This is a genomic window from Hamadaea sp. NPDC050747 (genome assembly GCF_040654195.1).
Classification (GTDB): domain Bacteria; phylum Actinomycetota; class Actinomycetes; order Mycobacteriales; family Micromonosporaceae; genus Hamadaea.
The window spans coordinates 343206-358438 of sequence record NZ_JBFAHM010000007.1 but is presented as its reverse complement, the minus strand read 5'-3'; the positions used below and the strand labels follow the sequence as shown (position 1 = coordinate 358438).

Here is a 15233-nt window from a genome sequence, read left to right as displayed (position 1 = left end):
CTTTGAGGTCATGGTCTTCGAGCGGGGCGAGATCGTCTACTTGCGACACTTCCAGCACGACGCGGTCTCCGGCTTGTTTCCCCTGCGCGCGGTTCAGCACGACGACCAGGGCATGCTGCTGTGGGGCCAGGCGGGCGGCAATCAGTTCTACACCGTCATGACGGACGGCCGGATGCTGCGCCAGACACCTCTGCCGGAGTGGGTCGCCGGTCCGAAGCGTCTGGTCGCGGCGGAAGTCGGCCACTCGGTCCTGTCCTGGCATCCGGCCGGCGCCGACTACTCCGTCCGGTTCTTCTTCAGCCCGGCCGGCGAGTTCCTCAGCTGGTATGCCAATCTGGAGGTGCCGGCCGTCCCCTGGCGTTCGGAGGTGCTCGCCGGGCTGGACACCGTCGACTGGGATCTCGACGTCTGGATCGAGCCGGACCGGAACTGGCGGTGGAAGGACGAGGAGGAGTTCGCCGAGCGTCTGGGGTTCCCCGGCTCCTACTGGGTCGACGACGAGCAGCGCGTACGCCAGGCCGGGCTGGAGGTGATCAAGCTCGTCGAGGCGGGGAGCTTTCCCTTCGACGGGACCTGGACCTCGTTTCGGCCTGATCCGGACTGGGGTCCGATCATCGGGACGGTGCCCCTACCGGGCTGGGACGCCCCTCGTCACTGAGCGAGGGCCCGCGCAGCCGTGAGAAACGGGCGTCCGTGTGATCTGCGTCCCGTACGCCCGGCGGGGTGGGTCGGCGCGCCGAGAGGCGTCTGGCACAATTGACGACTGGTATTCGACTAGCGCACGGCAGCCCTCTAACTTCCGACGCCCGTCGTGTCCATGACCGCTCGCACCGCTCACAACCCCACGTGGGATGGCGAGCGTTCGAAACCTATCGCAACAGGAGCGAACACACGTGGCCGTCAAGATCCGGCTTCTGCGGATGGGCAAGATCCGCAACCCGCAGTACCGCATCGTCGTCGCCGACTCGCGTACCAAGCGCGACGGCAAGGCGATCGAGTTCATCGGCGTTTACCACCCGAAGGAGGAGCCCTCGCTGATCGAGGTCAAGTCCGACCGGGTGCAGTACTGGCTGTCGGTCGGCGCGCAGCCGAGCGAGCCGGTCATCGCCATCCTGAGCAAGACCGGCGACTGGCAGAAGTTCAAGGGCCTCCCGGCCCCGGCCGAGCCGCTGAAGGTCGCCGCCGCCAAGGTCGACCGCACGGCGATCTACGAGGCCGAGGCGCAGGCCGCCGCCGGCGTCGCGGAGACCAAGAAGGCGGAGCCGAAGAAGGCCGAGAAGAAGGCCGAAGCCAAGGCCGAGACGCCGGCTGAGCCGGCTGAGGCTCCGGCCGAGGGGGCCTGACCTTGCGCGGCAGCAGCTCGTCGGGCCGGACCGACAGCACCCTGCGTCCGGCACTCGAACACCTGGTCAAGGGCATCGTGGAGCACCCGGACGAGGTCCGGGTGCGGTTCGTCGACGCGCGCCGCGGTGCGCGGCTCGAAGTGCGCGTGCACCCCGACGACCTGGGTACGGTGATCGGTCGCGGCGGGCGTACCGCCCGGGCGCTGCGCCAGGTGATCGGCTCGGTGGGCGGCAAGGGGATGCGCGTCGACATCGTCGACGCCTACTAGGCCGTCATGCTGCTGGTCGTCGGCAAGATCCTCCGTCCGCACGGGATCCGCGGCGAACTCGTCGTGGAGGTCCACACGGACGAGCCTGAGGACCGCTTCACCGTGGGGTCGGTGTTCGACACCGGCCCCACGGAGGACACCTTGGGCGGCAGGCTCACCATCGAGTCGGTGCGCTGGCACCAGGGCCGTCCGCTGATCTTCTTCGCGGAGGTCCCGGACCGCAACGCCGCCGAGGAGCTGCGCGGCCTGCTGCTCTGGGTCGACTCCGCCGGCATCGCCGCCCCCGAGGACCCGGACGAGTTCCACGACCACCAGCTGGTCGGGCTCGACGTGGTCACGGTCGGGGGCGACAAGGTCGGGGTGGTCGCGCGCATCGATCACGCGCCGGCCTCCGACATGCTGGTCGTACGCCGAGAGGACCGCACGACGTCGCTGGTCCCGTTCGTGCGGGCCATCGTCCCGACGGTCGACGTCGCCGGGGGCCGAGTCGTGATCGACCCGCCCGACGGGCTGCTGGACCTGTAGGGCCGCCCGGCATGCGTGTCGACGTCGTCTCGATCTTCCCCGAGTACTTCGCCCCGCTCGACCTCTCCCTGCTCGGCAAGGCCCGCGCGGAGGGGCGGCTGGAGCTGGCGGTGCACGATCTGCGGACGTGGACGCACGACGTGCACCGTACGGTCGACGACAGTCCCTATGGCGGTGGCGCCGGCATGGTCATGCGCCCCGAACCGTGGGGCGAGGCGCTGGACGCGCTGGCCGACGGGCGTACGCGACTGGTCGTCCCGGCCCCGACCGGGCGGCTGTTCACCCAGGAGCTGGCGCACGAACTGGCCGCCGAGGAGCACCTGCTGTTCGCGTGCGGTCGGTATGAAGGCATCGATCAACGCGTACTCGATCACGCGGCCGGGCGGATGCCCGTGACCGAGGTGTCGCTGGGCGACTATGTGCTCTTCGGCGGGGAGGTGGCCGTCCTGGTGATGCTGGAGGCGATCACCCGATTGCTGCCCGGCGTCCTCGGCAACGCCGCTTCGCTGGACGAGGAGTCCCACGCGAACGGGCTGCTCGAAGCGCCGATGTACACCAAACCTGCGGTCTGGCGAGGGCTGGAGGTGCCGGAGATCCTGCGTTCCGGTGATCACGGCAAGATCGCTCGCTGGCGTCGGGATCAGGCGCTCCTGCGTACGGCCGACCGTCGCCCGGACCTCATCGCGGCGCTCGATCCCGAGTCGCTCGACAAGAAGGACCGCGCCACCCTCGCCGCTCGCGAGGCGTGACCGCCCCTCCGAGGCATGATCATTGCGTCACCCATGTCGTTTAAACCGGCATTTTGCCGTCTGAAGCAGCATGGCTGGCGCAATGATCACGCGAGAGCGGCAGCGGTGTGAGTCGGTCGGTGTGATCTGCCGGGGGCGGTTTCCGTCCGGCGGGCCGACTGTGGCAGAGTAGAGAGGTTGCCGTTCTCGCGGGGAGCTGAAGCACGCCCGCGGAGCGAGGACCGCGCACCCGCGCGAGCGGGTCGGAGGAGCTGGTGACAGCTGCGAGCGGGGTCAGTAATGTCCGCACGCGCGCCGGGAGCGGCGCGCGCGACACTGAGGAACAGCGATGAACACGCTGGACATGCTGGACGAAGCGTCCGTCCGTACCGACACCCCGGCCTTCCGCGCCGGTGACACCGTCAAGGTCTACGCCCGAGTCGTCGAGGGCAACCGGTCCCGGGTCCAGATCTTCCAGGGCGTCGTCATCCGCCGCCAGGGCTCGGGCCTGCGCGAGACCTTCACGGTCCGCAAGGAGAGCTACGGCGTCGGTGTCGAGCGCACCTACCCGATCAACAGCCCGGCCGTCGACCGGCTCGAGGTCGTGACCCGCGGTGACGTCCGCCGGGCCAAGCTGTACTACCTCCGGGATCTGCGCGGCAAGAAGGCCAAGATCAAGGAGCTCCGGGAGACCAAGGCGGCCTGAGCGCCGTTCTATCGGTCGAACGTATGACAAGGCCTCGTCCGGAAGGACGGGGTCTTGTCGCGTTATCCGGCAGACAAGGCTCCGGACAGCACTGATGTCCCGGAACTTAACCCTTCGGGCATAATCGGCCCTCCCCAAACGCTGCGGCAGCATCTAGAGTGCCTCCGGTGACCGACCGCACATACGACCGATGGCCCGAGCAGCCTCGGTGGGAGGATCCTCGCGAGCCCGACCGGGACGCCTCGCGTGATCGCTGGCCGGCCGAGGAGCCCGCCGAGCCTTACCCTCCGCAACGGTCGTGGGCGGATCCGCAGGACCCTCGCTGGGAAGCCGACTCCCGGTACGCCGACCCGCGTTACAGCGAGCCGCGCTATGAGGAGCCCCGTTACGAAGAGCCGCGGTATGAGGAGCCTCGGCGGGACGAGCCCCGCTACGAGGATCGTTCGGGCTACGACCAGCGATGGGGGACGGGCGTGCCGGCGGTGCCGGCGTCCCGGTCCTTGGAGCCGGTCAACCGGCCGGCGCCGGCCGGGCCGCAGCGTCGCCAGCGGCGCCGATTGAAGCTGTGGCAGGAGATTCCGCTCCTGCTGGTGATCGCGCTCGGCGTCGCCTTCCTGGTTCAGACCTTCCTCTTCCGGGCGTACTACATCCCCTCCAGCTCGATGGAGGACACCCTGATCCGCGGCGACCGCGTACTGGTGAACAAGGTCGTCTATCACTTCGGTGATCCGGAGCGCGGCGACGTCGTGGTCTTCAAGGGTCCGCCGAACTGGACCCCGGAGTTCTCCGCGGACCCCAACGCGAGCTTCTTCTCCAAGGTCGGCAGCGGCCTCAGCGACCTCGTCGGCCTCGGCACGCCGGGGGAGAAGGACTTCATCAAGCGGGTGATCGGCGTACCGGGGGACCGGGTCTCCTGCTGTGACGTGAAGGGCCGGATCTTCGTCAACGGCACGCCGATCGACGAGCCCTACGTCACGAAGAACGCCAACAAGGACAGCCCCAAGACACCGGGCCAGTGCGGCCCCCGACAGTTCGACGAGGTGGTCGTCGAGCCGGGGATGCTGTTCGTCATGGGCGACAACCGATTCGTCTCCCAGGACTCGCGCTGCCGTGGTCTCGTCCCGATCGAGAACGTGATCGGGCGGGCGGGCACGGTCGTGTGGCCCGTCAGCCGCTGGGATTCGATCTCCTCGTCGGACCCGTTCAAGGACGTTCCCGCTGGTCAAACCCAAGCTCTCGGGGGCGATCCCGTGCTGCCGGTCGATCCCGCCGGGCTCGCGATGCTCGCGCCGGTGTGGCTCGCCCGCAGGAACACAGCGCGGTCGCGTAGGCTCCGTGCGTGATTGACGAGCAGACCAAGAGTAAGAGCAGCGGCAGCAGCGGCTCGTTCTGGCGTGAACTGCCCATTCTTCTCGTCGTGGCCCTCGTGGTCGCGTTCCTGGTGCGGGCGTTCGTGGTCCAGACGTTCTTCATCCCGTCGCAGTCGATGGAGCACACGCTCAACATCGACGACCGGGTGCTCGTCAACAAGCTGGTCTACGACTTCCGGGATCCGCACCGGGGCGAGGTGATCGTCTTCGTGTCGCCGGAGTCCTGGCGGTCGGACCCGACCGAGAAGGACTTCATCAAGCGGGTGATCGGCGTACCGGGCGATCACATCACGTGCTGTGATCCGCAGGGCCGGATCCAGATCAACGGGCATCCGCTCGACGAGCCCTACATCCTGCCCAACACCGATCACACCGGGCAGAACGCGGCGCCGCAGGACTTCGACATCGTCGTGCCCGCCGGCCGGCTCTGGGTGATGGGCGACAACCGGTACTCCTCCGGCGACTCGCTCCAGAACTGGCGGGCGCACAACAACAGCGACATCAACCAGGCGACCATCCCGATCGACTCGGTCGTCGGCCGGGCCTTCGTGCTCTTCTGGCCGTTCGACCGGATGCGCTGGCTGAGCGTGCCCGACAGTTACGAGAGCGTGCCCGCGCCCACTGGCTAAGGTTGCCCCATGATCTTCGAGGGTGGCCGCGAACTCTTCTCCTTCGACCCGTCGGTGAGTTATCTCAACCACGGTTCGTTCGGCGCGGTGGCAGTCCCGGTGCGCGAAGCGCACCGGGACTTTCTTGACGAGGCCGACCGCAACCCCATGCGGTTCGCGCGGCGGCTGCCCGGTCGGCTGGACGAGGTCCGCGCCCGGCTGGCCGGCTACGTCGGGGCAGACCCCGCGCGGTCCGCGCTGGTCGTCAACGCGACCGCGGCGACGGCGACCGTGCTCCACACGCTTTTCCCAGTGGTACGCCCAGAGCAGGAGATTCTCACCACCGATCACGCGTACGACGCCGTGATCACGGCGCTGGACCGGTTCGCCGCGCGCACCGGGGTGCGGGTGCGAGTCGTGCACATTCCGCTGGAGGCCGGGGACGACGAGGTTCTGGAGCGGATTACGGCCGGGGTCCGGCCCGGGGTGACTCGGCTGGCCATTGTGGACCACATTGCCGCCGCCACCACGAAGCTCTTCCCGATCGCCCGCATCGCCGCGAGGCTGCGAGCGGAGGACGTCCCGCTGCTGGTCGACGCCGCGCACGTCCCCGGGATGCTGGACACGGACGTCGAGGGCATCGGGGCCGATTTCTGGACAGGCAACTTCCACAAGTGGGCGTTCGCGCCCCGGGGCACGGCGTTGCTGACCGTCGCGCCACAGTGGGTGGACCGTATCGAACCGCTCGTCGTCTCGCACGCTGATCCGGACGGCTTCCCCCGGTCGATCGAGCATCAGGGCACGCGGGACGTGACCGCTTGGCTGGCCGCCCCGGCCGGGCTGGACCTGCTCGAATCGCTCGGCCCGGACCGCGTCCGGGCGTACGCCGTCGACGTGGCCGAGTACGCGCAGCGCCTCCTCGCCGAGAAGATCGGGGCCGACCGGCCGTTTCCCGGCGACGGCGTGAGCATGCGGGTCGTGCGGCTGCCCGCGCCGCCCGGGGCGGGCACGAATTTCTGGGCGGCGTTGCGCGCGAGGATCGGCGAAGAGCTGGGCGTCGAGGTCAACGTCAATCCGTGGGAGGACGGCGGGCTGCTGCGCGTCTCCGGTCACATCTACGTGTCCAGCGCGGATGCGCAACGGCTGGCGGACGGACTGCCCGGCCTGCTGCGGAGCGCAGGGGCTTGAGCCGGACGCGGCCGAGCCCGAGCAGCGACAGCGGATCGAGATAGGTCTCGCCCCGGCGGGCGCCCCAATGCAGGCACGCCGGGCGGGGACAGCCGGGATGTCCCGGGTCGAGCCGCCCGAGCGGGTCGCCTCGGCGTACTGCCAGGCCGGCCGTCGTCGTTGGGATCACCGGTTCGTAGGTCGTGCGTACGCCGTCCGCGTGGGCCACGCTGACCACGCCACGCCCGGCGATCATCCCGGCGAAGATCACTCGCCCGTCCCCGGCCGCGCGGACGACCGCCCCCGGCGAGCCGGCCAGGTCGACTCCGCGATGCCCGGGCAGCCACGGTTCCGGCGGCGGCTCGAACCGGCGGGTGACGGCCGGCGTACCGGTCAGGGGCCAGCCGTACTGCGCTGGTGGGGCGGCCGGAACCGCACTGGACAAGATCAGCAAACCGGTGAGGAACAGTCGCATCCCCGGATCGTCGGCCGACCGCCCCGCGTACGCCGAAGTGGCGCTCGTCGATCCTGTGGACGACGGGCGGATGTGGACGACCGGGCGGGTCCCGCGTCCCGGGTGTCACCCGGGTGACGTAACGTCGGAGACTGGAGAACGGTGAAGATCCGGATCAGGGGAGGGCGCTGGCCGCATGCTGTTGCCGCCGAAGACGGTCACCCGCCGGGAAGGCGGGATCTACGCGCTGGAGCGTTCGCTGCGCCGGCGCGGTTTCCTGCATGTCGCCGGGGCGGACGAGGCGGGCCGAGGGGCCTGCGCCGGCCCGCTGGTCGCGGCGGCCGCGGTGCTGCCCGACGGCAAGGCGGGCGAGATTCCGGGGCTGACCGATTCGAAGCTGCTCACGCCGCTGGCCCGCGACCGCATCTACGACGAGGTCGTCAAGCGCGCGCTGGCCTACCACGTGGTCGTGATCGAGGCGGCCGAGGTGGACCGGCTGGGGCTGCAGTTCTGCAACTTGTCGGCGCTCCGGCGGTCGCTGGCCGCGCTAGCCGTCCGCCCGGAGTATGTGCTGACCGACGGGTTCCCCGTGGACGGCGCGGGCGTGCCGGGGCTGGCGGTCTGGAAGGGCGACCAGGTGGCGGCGTGCGTCGCGGCGGCGAGCGTCCTGGCCAAGGTCACCCGGGACCGGATCATGGTGCAACTGGCGGAAAAGTATCCTGAATACGGCTTCGAGCTGCATAAGGGATATACGACCCCAGAGCACTCGGCCGCGCTGCGTGAGCACGGGCCGTGCGCGGAGCACCGGTTCTCCTATCAGAACGTGGCCGAGTCGGAACGAGCGCTCGATGGGCGCGAGGAGCACGGTCGGGGTACGGTCGGCGTGGCGTCCGGTGACCCGGCTCGCCGCCGGCGCCGGGTGGGGGAAGATGTCAGCATGGAGGGCGTGCGATGAGCGCTGAGGATCTCGAGAAGTACGAGACCGAGATGGAGCTTCAGCTCTACAAGGAGTACCGCGACATCGTCCGCCAGTTCTCGTACGTCGTGGAGACGGAGCGGCGGTTCTACCTCGCCAATCAGGTCGACCTGCACGTGCGCAACTCCGACGGCGAGGTCTTCTTCGAGGTCGAGATGCACGACGCCTGGGTCTGGGACATGTACCGCCCGGCCCGGTTCGTGAAGAACGTCCGGGTCATGACGTTCAAGGACGTCAACGTCGAGGAGCTGGAGAAGCCGGATCTGTCGCTGCCCAGCGACATCTGATCCCGCTCATCGCCGGTCCGCTCGCTGGGCGGGCAGCCGATACGCGCCTCCGCGCTCTTCCAGGAGACCCTTCGTGACCAGCGCGGGCAGCTTCGCCAGCGCCACGCGTACGGGGATGCCCGCGATGCGCGCGATGTCGCCGCACAACATCGGCCGGTGGGCCGGCACGGCGTCCATCAGGCGGTGTTCGACCTCGTCGAGCTGGTCCTCCGGCCGTTCCGGGCCGAGCACCGGCGGGGCGAGGTCGGCGCCGATCCGGCCGACCTCCTCCAGCACGTGGGCGACGTTCGCCACCGGCAGCACCTCGGGTTTGCGCAGCTCCTCGTGGCAGCCGACGGAGGCGGCCGAGGTCACCTGACCGGGTACCGCCATCGCGGCCCGCCCGAGCTGCAACGCCCGGTGCAGGGTCTGACGGCTCCCGCTGCGGGCCGCGGCCTCGACCATCACCGTCCCCTGGGTCAGCGCGGCGATCACGCGATTGCGGATGAGGAAGCGGAAGCGCAACGGCTCGCTCCCGGGCGGCCACTCGCTGAGGACCAGTCCGGCCTCCGAGATCTGCTCCAACAGACCGGCGTGCCCCATCGGGTACGCCCGATCGACGCCGCAGGCGAGGACGGCGATCGTCGGGCCACCGGCGGCCAGGGCGCCCCGATGCGCGGCGGCGTCGATGCCGAACGCGCCTCCGGACACCACGGCGTACCCCTTGCGGGCCAGGCCGTAGCTCAGCTCGGCGGCCACGTGATCGCCGTAGGGCGTACTCGCGCGGGCGCCGACGATCGCCACCGACCGCGCCACCGTCGCGGCCAGCGGCAGCGCTCCGCGTACCCAGAGGCACTGGGGTGGGAAGGTATCGCGGTCGACCGCCGTTCCCCCGGACACCGTCGGGCGGGAGATCCGGGCCAGGTCGGCCAGCCGGGCGCCCGGCCATTCGTCGTCCTCCGGCGTCAGCAGCCGCGCGCCGACACGCTCGGTGGTGGCGAGATGCCGCCGGGCGAGTTCCCAGGGGTCGGCCCCGGCCAGGCGGCTGCGGACCGCTTCGGACGCCGCCGCGTCACCGGCGCAGAGGCGGTCCAGCGCCGCCTCCGGCCCGTCCACTGTGACCAGTTCGAAGACGTCCTTCCGGCCGGGCTCGACCAGACAGCCGAGGGCGATGCGGGCCAGGCGTACGCGGTCGTCGGTGCTCATCTCAGATCTCCCAATCGCAGAGCCAAAGCGGTCGCCACGTCTTCGCGCGTCGGCCGGTCGGCGCCGGCCAGATCGCACAGAGTCCAGGCGACCCGCAGAACACGGAGGTAGCCCCGGGCCGACAGCAGCCCGGTGTCGATGCGGTGACGGAGGTCGGCGGTGGCGCTCGGCGGCAGCCGAAGGGCCGACCGGGCCGCCTCCGCGTTGACCTGCCACCCGTACGCTCGCCAGCGCTCGGCGGCGGCGGATCGGGCGGCGGAGACGCGTCGGGCGACGGTCTCGGTGGTCTCGACCAGATCGTCCACGGCGAACAGTCGGGCCGAGGTCACCGGGAACAGCTCGACGTGGAGATCGATCCGGTCCATCAACGGCCCGGACAACCGGCCCAGATAACGGCGGCGGACCGTCGGCGAGCATTCGCAGAAGGCGTCGCCACCAGGCCGGGCGCAGGGACAGGGGTTCGCCGCGGTGACGAGTTGCACCCGTGCCGGGTAGCTGACGAAGTCCTTGGACCGTCCGATCCGGACCGAGCCCTCCTCCAGCGGCTGGCGAAGCGCCTCCAAGGCCGTCCGGCTGAACTCGGGCAGTTCGTCGAGGAAGAGCACGCCGCGATGGGCCAGCGAGATCGCGCCCGGTCGAGCCAGCCCGGTCCCGCCGCCGAGCAGCGCCGCCGTGCTCGTCGTGTGGTGCGGGGCCTGAAACGGCGGGTGCCGCACGAGACCGGCTCCGGGAGCGAGCCGTCCGGCGATCGAATAGAGCGAGGTCACCTCCAGCGCCGCCCGATCGTCCAGCGGCGGCAGGAGTCCGGGCAGCCGGGCGGCGAGCATCGTCTTGCCCGCTCCGGGCGGTCCGAGAAGGCTCAGATGGTGCCCGCCCGCGGCGGCGACCTCCAACGCGACCTTGGCGTGCTCCTGGCCGACGACCTCGGCCAGGTCCAGCTGCGGTCGAGAGTCGGGGGTCAGGGCCGGTAGGGCGGCGGGCAGCTCCACGCCGTCCCGGACGTAGCTCATGACGGCGTTCAGCGAGGAGGCCGCCTTGACGCGTACGCCGGGCACCAGAGCGGCCTCGGCGGCGTTGGCCTGCGGAACGATCGCTTGAGTCAGTCCGGCCCGGGCGGCGGCCATCACCATCGGCAGCACCCCGCGGACGGGCCGGATCATGCCGTCCAGGCCCAGCTCCCCGATCAGCGCCACGCCGTCCAGCGCGGCCAGCGGCAGCCGCCCGGCCCCGCCGAGAATCGCCACGGCGATCCCGAGATCGAAGCTCGACCCCTGCTTGCGTACGGTGGCCGGGCGGAGGTTGACCGTCATCCGGCGCTGTGGCCACTCCTCGCCCGCGTTGACCAGCGCCGCGCGTACGCGGTCGCGGGCCTCGTGCAGAGCGGCGTCCGGCAGCCCTGATACGACCAGCTGCGGCATCCCCAGCGCGACGTCGGCTTCGACGTCGACGAGGACCCCGGTGACTCCACTGACGCCGGCCGCGTGCACCTTGGCGTAGCTCACTAGAACGCACCCGTCACGTGGTCGATCCGGGGCGTACGCCCTTCCCCCGGGCGGACCCCGATGACGTCGAACCGCAGCTCCCGGCCGTCCGCGTCGTGCTCGGCGAGCCAGATGGCGGCCAATCGGCGTACGCGGCTTGCCTTGCGGCCCAGCACCGCCTCGACGCCGGAGCCGAACAGCAGACTTCGCCGGGTCTTCACCTCGCAGAAGACGATCACGTCGCCGTCCAGCGCGATCAGGTCCAGTTCGCCGTCGGGGCAGCGCCAGTTCCGGTCGACCACCACCAGCCCCAGCTGCCGCAGGTACGCCTCGGCGACCTGCTCGCCCCACGCCCCGAAGGCGCGCCGCGTTCTTGTCATGAGCCGGGAGCCTCCCGACTCCGGCCGGGTCGGCGCCACCGCGGCGTACGCGAGACTGTGGATTGCGACACCGTGGGGAAAAGTGCCCCAGACATCCTCCGTACGGCCGAGGTGATGTCACCGGCCGGGCAGCGCGGATTGGCATTCCGGCGGGAAAGCGCCTACGGTCTACCGCCGTGGGCGGATACGACGGTGACCGCGGATACGCGGACGAGCGGTGGCCCGGCGAGGACCGCGGGTACGAAGGTGACTGGCGCGACCGGCGCGGTGGCGGTGGCTACCGCGACGAGGAGCGTGGTCGCGGCGGCTACCCGATGGCGGACGTGAACGCGGGCTACGGCGAGCCGAACCGCTTCGGGCCGCCCGCGCCACCGCAACCGGCCTTCGAACCTGGCTACGGCCCCGGCCCCGGCTCTCCGGCCGGTCCCGGCCCGGCGTTCGGCCCCCGGCCGCCGGAGCGCGCGCCGATGATGGAACCGCCGCCGACCCAGATCGCGCCGCCGACGCAGATGGCGCCCGAGGTACGCCCAGAGCCTCGCTCCCGCTCAGCCGAACGGGACGCCGAGGCCGGCGTCTACCGGAGCCGCAAGCCGATGCACGCGGTGCTGATCGGGCTGTCCCTGGGCGTCTTCGAGCTGATCATGTTTCTCGTCTTCGTCCGGGGCGTCTTCCAGTTCGACGTGAGCCGCATCGTGGCGGGCGGGCTCATGATGATGGCGCTGCCGCTGTTCGGGCTCGGCTTCTACGCCCTGATCACGGGGGCGGCCCATGGCGGGCCGAAGGCGTTCCTGAGGACCCCGTTGGCATACCTGCCGATCGGGTTGATCTTGATGATCGCCGCCGGCGCGGCCGCCTGAGCCCTCAGCTCGGCCGCCCGGGCCGTCGGCGAGGCGTACGCCACCCTGGCTGGGGTGGCCGGATCGCGGCGGCGTAGACTGGTCCATCGGTGACCGCCCCGTGCGGTCAACTTCGCGCGCCCAACTCCTGATTCCGCGAGCGCTGGATCGGGCACGCGCGGCCTCCCTGGTCCCGCCTCGTGGTGGGCCCGCCGGGTCGCGGTGTGGGCGCCAGGGCGCAGGCCGACCGGTCTGCGCGACAACCAGGGAACAGGCAAGGAGCCATCCACATGGCCGTCGTCACCATGCGCCAGCTGCTGGAGAGCGGCGTTCACTTCGGGCACCAGACGCGTCGCTGGAACCCGAAGATGAAGCGCTTCATCTTCACCGAGCGCAACGGCATCTACATCATCGACCTGCGCCAGACGCTCGACTACATCGAGAAGGCGTACGACTTCGTCAAGAACACCGTCGCTGAGGGCGGCTCGGTGCTCTTCGTCGGCACCAAGAAGCAGGCCCAGGAGGCCGTGGCCGAGCAGGCCAGCCGGGTCGGCATGCCCTACGTGAACCACCGCTGGCTGGGCGGCATGCTCACCAACTTCCAGACGGTCTACAAGCGGCTCCAGCGCATGAAGGAGCTCGAGGCGATCGATCAGCTGGGCGCGGAGAAGGGTTACACCAAGAAGGAGACCCTGCAGCTCCAGCGCGAGAAGGACAAGCTGAGCAAGACCCTCGGCGGCCTGCGCGACATGCAGAAGCTCCCGGCGGCGATCTGGGTCGTCGACACCAAGAAGGAGCACATCGCCGTCGACGAGGCCCGCAAGCTGGGCATCCCGGTCATCGCGGTGCTGGACACCAACTGCGACCCCGACGAGGTCGATTACCCGATCCCGGGCAACGACGACGCGATCCGTTCGGCCGAGCTGCTGACCAAGGTCGTCGCGGCGGCCGTCGCCGACGGTCTGATCGCGCGTTCGGGCAAGTCGACCCGTGGCGCCGAGGCCAAGCCGGACGCGGGCGCCGTCGCCGCCGACGAGCCGCTGGCCGAGTGGGAGCGCGAGCTGCTCGAGGGCGACGCGGCCAAGGCCGCCGAGGCCGGCGAGACCGCTCCCGCCGCCCCCGCCGCCGAGTGACCGTCGCAAGACCGACCGAGAACTGAGGAAGAGTCAGATGTCTTTCACCGCTGCAGATGTCAAGCGCCTGCGTGACCTCACCGGCGCCGGCATGTTGGACTGCAAGAAGGCGCTGGAGGAGTCCGAGGGCGACTTCGACAAGGCCGTCGAGATCCTGCGCGTCAAGGGCGCCAAGGACGTCGGCAAGCGGGCCGGCCGCACCACGGCCAACGGCCTGGTCGCCCACTCCGGCTCCGCGCTGCTCGAGCTGAACTGCGAGACAGACTTCGTCGCCAAGAACGCGGACTTCATCGCGCTGGCCCAGAAGCTGGTCGAGCACGTGGACGCGGTCAAGCCGGCCGACGTCGACGCGCTGCTCGCCTCGCAGCTCGACGGCAAGAGCGTCGCCGACGTGCTGCAGGAGTCGTCGGCCGCGATCGGCGAGAAGCTGGTCGTGAACCGGTTCTCCGTCCTCGACGGCACCATCGCGGTCTACATGCACCGCAAGAGCGCGGACCTGCCGCCGCAGGTCGGCGTGGCCGTGCAGTACGCCGGCAAGGACGACGAGGCCGGCGCGGACGACGCCCGGGGCGTGGCGATGCAGATCGCCGCGATGCGTCCGAAGTACGTCTCGCGGGACGAGGTCCCGGCCGAGATCGTCGAGTCCGAGCGCCGCATCGCCGAGCAGACCGCTCGCGAGGAGGGCAAGCCGGAGGCGGCCCTGCCGAAGATCATCGAGGGCCGGGTGAACTCCTTCTTCAAGGACTTCGTCCTGGTCGAGCAGGCTTCGGTGACCGACCCGAAGAAGACGGTGGCCCAGGTCCTCGCCGAGGCCGGGGTGACCGTGACCGCGTTCACGCGGTTCGAGGTCGGCCAGGCCTGACGGGCACGCGCGGGGAGGTCGTTGGTGTGAGCCACGGCCTCCCCGTGGCATATCGTCTTCCCGGACCGCTCGACGACTCATCGCGGGCGGGCGGGGTCAGCTACGAAGGGGTGGTGCAGTGACCGAGCAGGTGATGACCCGGGCGCGCCGGGTGGTTCTGAAGCTGTCCGGCGAGGTCTTCGGCGGTGGCGCCGTCGGCGTCGACCCCGACGTGGTGGCCGGGGTCGCCCGGCAGATCGCCACCGTCGTCCGCAAGGGCGTCCAGGTGGCGGTCGTGGTCGGCGGCGGCAACTTCTTCCGGGGCGCCGAGCTGCAGAAGCGCGGCATGGACCGGGCTCGCGCCGACTACATGGGCATGCTCGGCACCGTCATGAACTGCCTGGCCCTGCAGGACTTCCTGGAGAAGGAAGGCATCGAGACGCGGGTGCAGACGGCGATCAGCATGGCCCAGGTCGCCGAGCAGTACATCCCGCTGCGGGCGATCCGGCACCTGGAGAAGGGCCGAGTCGTCATCTTCGGTGCCGGCGCGGGAATGCCCTACTTCTCGACCGACACCGTCTCGGCCCAGCGCGCGCTGGAGATCCACGCCGACATCGTGCTGATGAGCAAGAACGGCGTCGACGGCGTCTACACCGCCGATCCGCGGACCGAACCGGACGCGGTCAAGCTCGACACCCTGACCTTCGCCGAGGCGCTGCGCCGGGGGCTGCGCGTCGCCGACCAGGCGGCGTTCTCCCTCTGCATGGACAACGGCCTGCCGATGCTGGTCTTCGCCGCCGAAGGCGACGACACCATCGTGAAGGCGGTCAGCGGCGAGAAGATCGGCACGCTCATCACCGCCGAGTAGCGGATGATGGAACCGACCAGACGTGAGCCACCGCGCCTCGTGGCGCGACAGCGAAGCACAGCAGCCTAAGGAGGCG

Annotated in this window: 19 protein-coding genes; 15 read left to right on the top strand and 4 right to left on the bottom strand. The window is 70.4% G+C overall.

Going from position 1 to position 15233, the window contains the following annotated elements:
• The first annotated feature begins 10 nt into the window (after positions 1-10).
• From AB0H43_RS19070 to AB0H43_RS19030, 9 genes are all read left to right on the top strand, one after another.
• Positions 11-658 carry a DUF402 domain-containing protein gene (locus tag AB0H43_RS19070; RefSeq protein WP_360000680.1) on the top strand — a complete coding sequence of 216 codons (648 nt, stop codon included), beginning with the start codon at positions 11-13 and terminating at the stop codon, positions 656-658.
• Between the two features lie 235 nt (positions 659-893).
• On the top strand, positions 894-1343 hold the full coding sequence (gene rpsP / locus AB0H43_RS19065) for a 30S ribosomal protein S16 (RefSeq protein ID WP_360000679.1): 450 nt from the start codon (positions 894-896) through the stop codon (positions 1341-1343).
• 2 nt (positions 1344-1345) lie between these two features.
• Entirely contained in the window at positions 1346-1612 is a 267-nt protein-coding gene (locus AB0H43_RS19060) for an RNA-binding protein (protein WP_253757023.1), read from the top strand.
• Positions 1613-1621: 9 nt separating this feature from the next.
• Positions 1622-2137: a ribosome maturation factor RimM gene (rimM, locus tag AB0H43_RS19055; protein ID WP_360000902.1), complete on the top strand. Its 516-nt coding sequence runs from the start codon at positions 1622-1624 to the stop codon at positions 2135-2137.
• An 11-nt stretch (positions 2138-2148) separates the two neighbouring features.
• Positions 2149-2886: a tRNA (guanosine(37)-N1)-methyltransferase TrmD gene (gene trmD / locus AB0H43_RS19050; protein ID WP_360000678.1), complete on the top strand. Its 738-nt coding sequence runs from the start codon at positions 2149-2151 to the stop codon at positions 2884-2886.
• Between the two features lie 328 nt (positions 2887-3214).
• Positions 3215-3571 carry a 50S ribosomal protein L19 gene (gene rplS / locus AB0H43_RS19045; protein WP_360000677.1) on the top strand — a complete coding sequence of 119 codons (357 nt, stop codon included), beginning with the start codon at positions 3215-3217 and terminating at the stop codon, positions 3569-3571.
• Positions 3572-3738: 167 nt separating this feature from the next.
• Positions 3739-4914, top strand: a complete 1176-nt coding sequence (gene lepB / locus AB0H43_RS19040) for a signal peptidase I (RefSeq protein ID WP_360000676.1) — start codon at positions 3739-3741, stop codon at positions 4912-4914.
• Positions 4911-5570 (top strand): signal peptidase I, encoded by a 660-nt coding sequence (gene lepB, locus AB0H43_RS19035; RefSeq protein ID WP_360000675.1) that lies wholly within the window; start codon positions 4911-4913, stop codon positions 5568-5570. The genes lepB (AB0H43_RS19040) and lepB (AB0H43_RS19035) overlap by 4 nt, the downstream gene beginning before the upstream one ends.
• A 9-nt stretch (positions 5571-5579) precedes the next feature.
• Positions 5580-6737 carry an aminotransferase class V-fold PLP-dependent enzyme gene (locus AB0H43_RS19030; protein WP_360000674.1) on the top strand — a complete coding sequence of 386 codons (1158 nt, stop codon included), beginning with the start codon at positions 5580-5582 and terminating at the stop codon, positions 6735-6737.
• Here AB0H43_RS19030 and AB0H43_RS19025 read toward each other — a convergent pair.
• Complete coding sequence (locus tag AB0H43_RS19025) at positions 6619-7191, bottom strand: M23 family metallopeptidase (RefSeq protein WP_360000673.1); 573 nt, start codon at positions 7189-7191, stop codon at positions 6619-6621. The genes AB0H43_RS19030 and AB0H43_RS19025 overlap by 119 nt on opposite strands.
• Before the next feature lie 175 nt (positions 7192-7366).
• Here AB0H43_RS19025 and AB0H43_RS19020 point away from each other — a divergent pair, with 175 nt between their 5' ends.
• Positions 7367-8125: a ribonuclease HII gene (locus AB0H43_RS19020; protein ID WP_360000672.1), complete on the top strand. Its 759-nt coding sequence runs from the start codon at positions 7367-7369 to the stop codon at positions 8123-8125.
• Positions 8122-8433 (top strand): DUF2469 domain-containing protein, encoded by a 312-nt coding sequence (locus tag AB0H43_RS19015; protein WP_253757005.1) that lies wholly within the window; start codon positions 8122-8124, stop codon positions 8431-8433. The genes AB0H43_RS19020 and AB0H43_RS19015 overlap by 4 nt, the downstream gene beginning before the upstream one ends.
• A 6-nt stretch (positions 8434-8439) precedes the next feature.
• Here AB0H43_RS19015 and AB0H43_RS19010 read toward each other — a convergent pair whose 3' ends face one another.
• From AB0H43_RS19010 to AB0H43_RS19000, 3 genes are read right to left on the bottom strand one after another with little or no spacing between them, the layout of a single operon-like run.
• On the bottom strand, positions 8440-9618 hold the full coding sequence (locus AB0H43_RS19010; protein WP_360000671.1) for a DNA-processing protein DprA: 1179 nt from the start codon (positions 9616-9618) through the stop codon (positions 8440-8442).
• The gene (locus AB0H43_RS19005) at positions 9615-11120 is read right to left on the bottom strand and encodes a YifB family Mg chelatase-like AAA ATPase (RefSeq protein ID WP_360000670.1); all 1506 of its coding nucleotides are present in this window, start codon (positions 11118-11120) and stop codon (positions 9615-9617) included. Before AB0H43_RS19005 ends, AB0H43_RS19010 begins: the two co-directional genes overlap by 4 nt.
• Positions 11120-11479, bottom strand: coding sequence for a YraN family protein (locus AB0H43_RS19000; RefSeq protein WP_360000669.1), 360 nt, complete (start codon positions 11477-11479; stop codon positions 11120-11122). The genes AB0H43_RS19005 and AB0H43_RS19000 overlap by 1 nt, the downstream gene beginning before the upstream one ends.
• Positions 11480-11655: 176 nt before the next feature.
• Between AB0H43_RS19000 and AB0H43_RS18995 the strand changes: the two genes are divergently transcribed.
• The 4 genes from AB0H43_RS18995 (at position 11656) to pyrH (ending at position 15157) form a co-directional block, all read left to right on the top strand.
• A complete protein-coding gene (locus tag AB0H43_RS18995) occupies positions 11656-12336 on the top strand; it encodes a hypothetical protein (protein ID WP_360000668.1) in 681 nt (226 codons plus the stop codon).
• Positions 12337-12605: 269 nt separating this feature from the next.
• Positions 12606-13448, top strand: a complete 843-nt coding sequence (gene rpsB, locus AB0H43_RS18990) for a 30S ribosomal protein S2 (protein WP_360000667.1) — start codon at positions 12606-12608, stop codon at positions 13446-13448.
• A 37-nt stretch (positions 13449-13485) separates the two neighbouring features.
• Positions 13486-14310 (top strand): translation elongation factor Ts, encoded by an 825-nt coding sequence (tsf, locus tag AB0H43_RS18985; protein WP_360000666.1) that lies wholly within the window; start codon positions 13486-13488, stop codon positions 14308-14310.
• A 133-nt stretch (positions 14311-14443) separates the two neighbouring features.
• Positions 14444-15157, top strand: coding sequence for a UMP kinase (pyrH, locus tag AB0H43_RS18980; protein ID WP_253763662.1), 714 nt, complete (start codon positions 14444-14446; stop codon positions 15155-15157).
• The last annotated feature ends 76 nt before the right edge of the window (positions 15158-15233 follow it).

Coding starts and splice junctions, on each gene's coding strand:
- trmD (WP_360000678.1), top strand. CDS start 2,149: ATGCGTGTCGACGTCGTCTCGATCTTCCCCGAGTACTTCGCCCCGCTC.
- AB0H43_RS19015 (WP_253757005.1), top strand. CDS start 8,122: ATGAGCGCTGAGGATCTCGAGAAGTACGAGACCGAGATGGAGCTTCAG.
- pyrH (WP_253763662.1), top strand. CDS start 14,444: ATGACCCGGGCGCGCCGGGTGGTTCTGAAGCTGTCCGGCGAGGTCTTC.
- tsf (WP_360000666.1), top strand. CDS start 13,486: ATGTCTTTCACCGCTGCAGATGTCAAGCGCCTGCGTGACCTCACCGGC.
- AB0H43_RS19025 (WP_360000673.1), bottom strand. CDS start 7,191: ATGCGACTGTTCCTCACCGGTTTGCTGATCTTGTCCAGTGCGGTTCCG.
- rpsB (WP_360000667.1), top strand. CDS start 12,606: ATGGCCGTCGTCACCATGCGCCAGCTGCTGGAGAGCGGCGTTCACTTC.
- AB0H43_RS19010 (WP_360000671.1), bottom strand. CDS start 9,618: ATGAGCACCGACGACCGCGTACGCCTGGCCCGCATCGCCCTCGGCTGT.
- AB0H43_RS19020 (WP_360000672.1), top strand. CDS start 7,367: ATGCTGTTGCCGCCGAAGACGGTCACCCGCCGGGAAGGCGGGATCTAC.
- AB0H43_RS19030 (WP_360000674.1), top strand. CDS start 5,580: ATGATCTTCGAGGGTGGCCGCGAACTCTTCTCCTTCGACCCGTCGGTG.
- rplS (WP_360000677.1), top strand. CDS start 3,215: ATGAACACGCTGGACATGCTGGACGAAGCGTCCGTCCGTACCGACACC.
- AB0H43_RS19070 (WP_360000680.1), top strand. CDS start 11: ATGGTCTTCGAGCGGGGCGAGATCGTCTACTTGCGACACTTCCAGCAC.
- AB0H43_RS19000 (WP_360000669.1), bottom strand. CDS start 11,479: ATGACAAGAACGCGGCGCGCCTTCGGGGCGTGGGGCGAGCAGGTCGCC.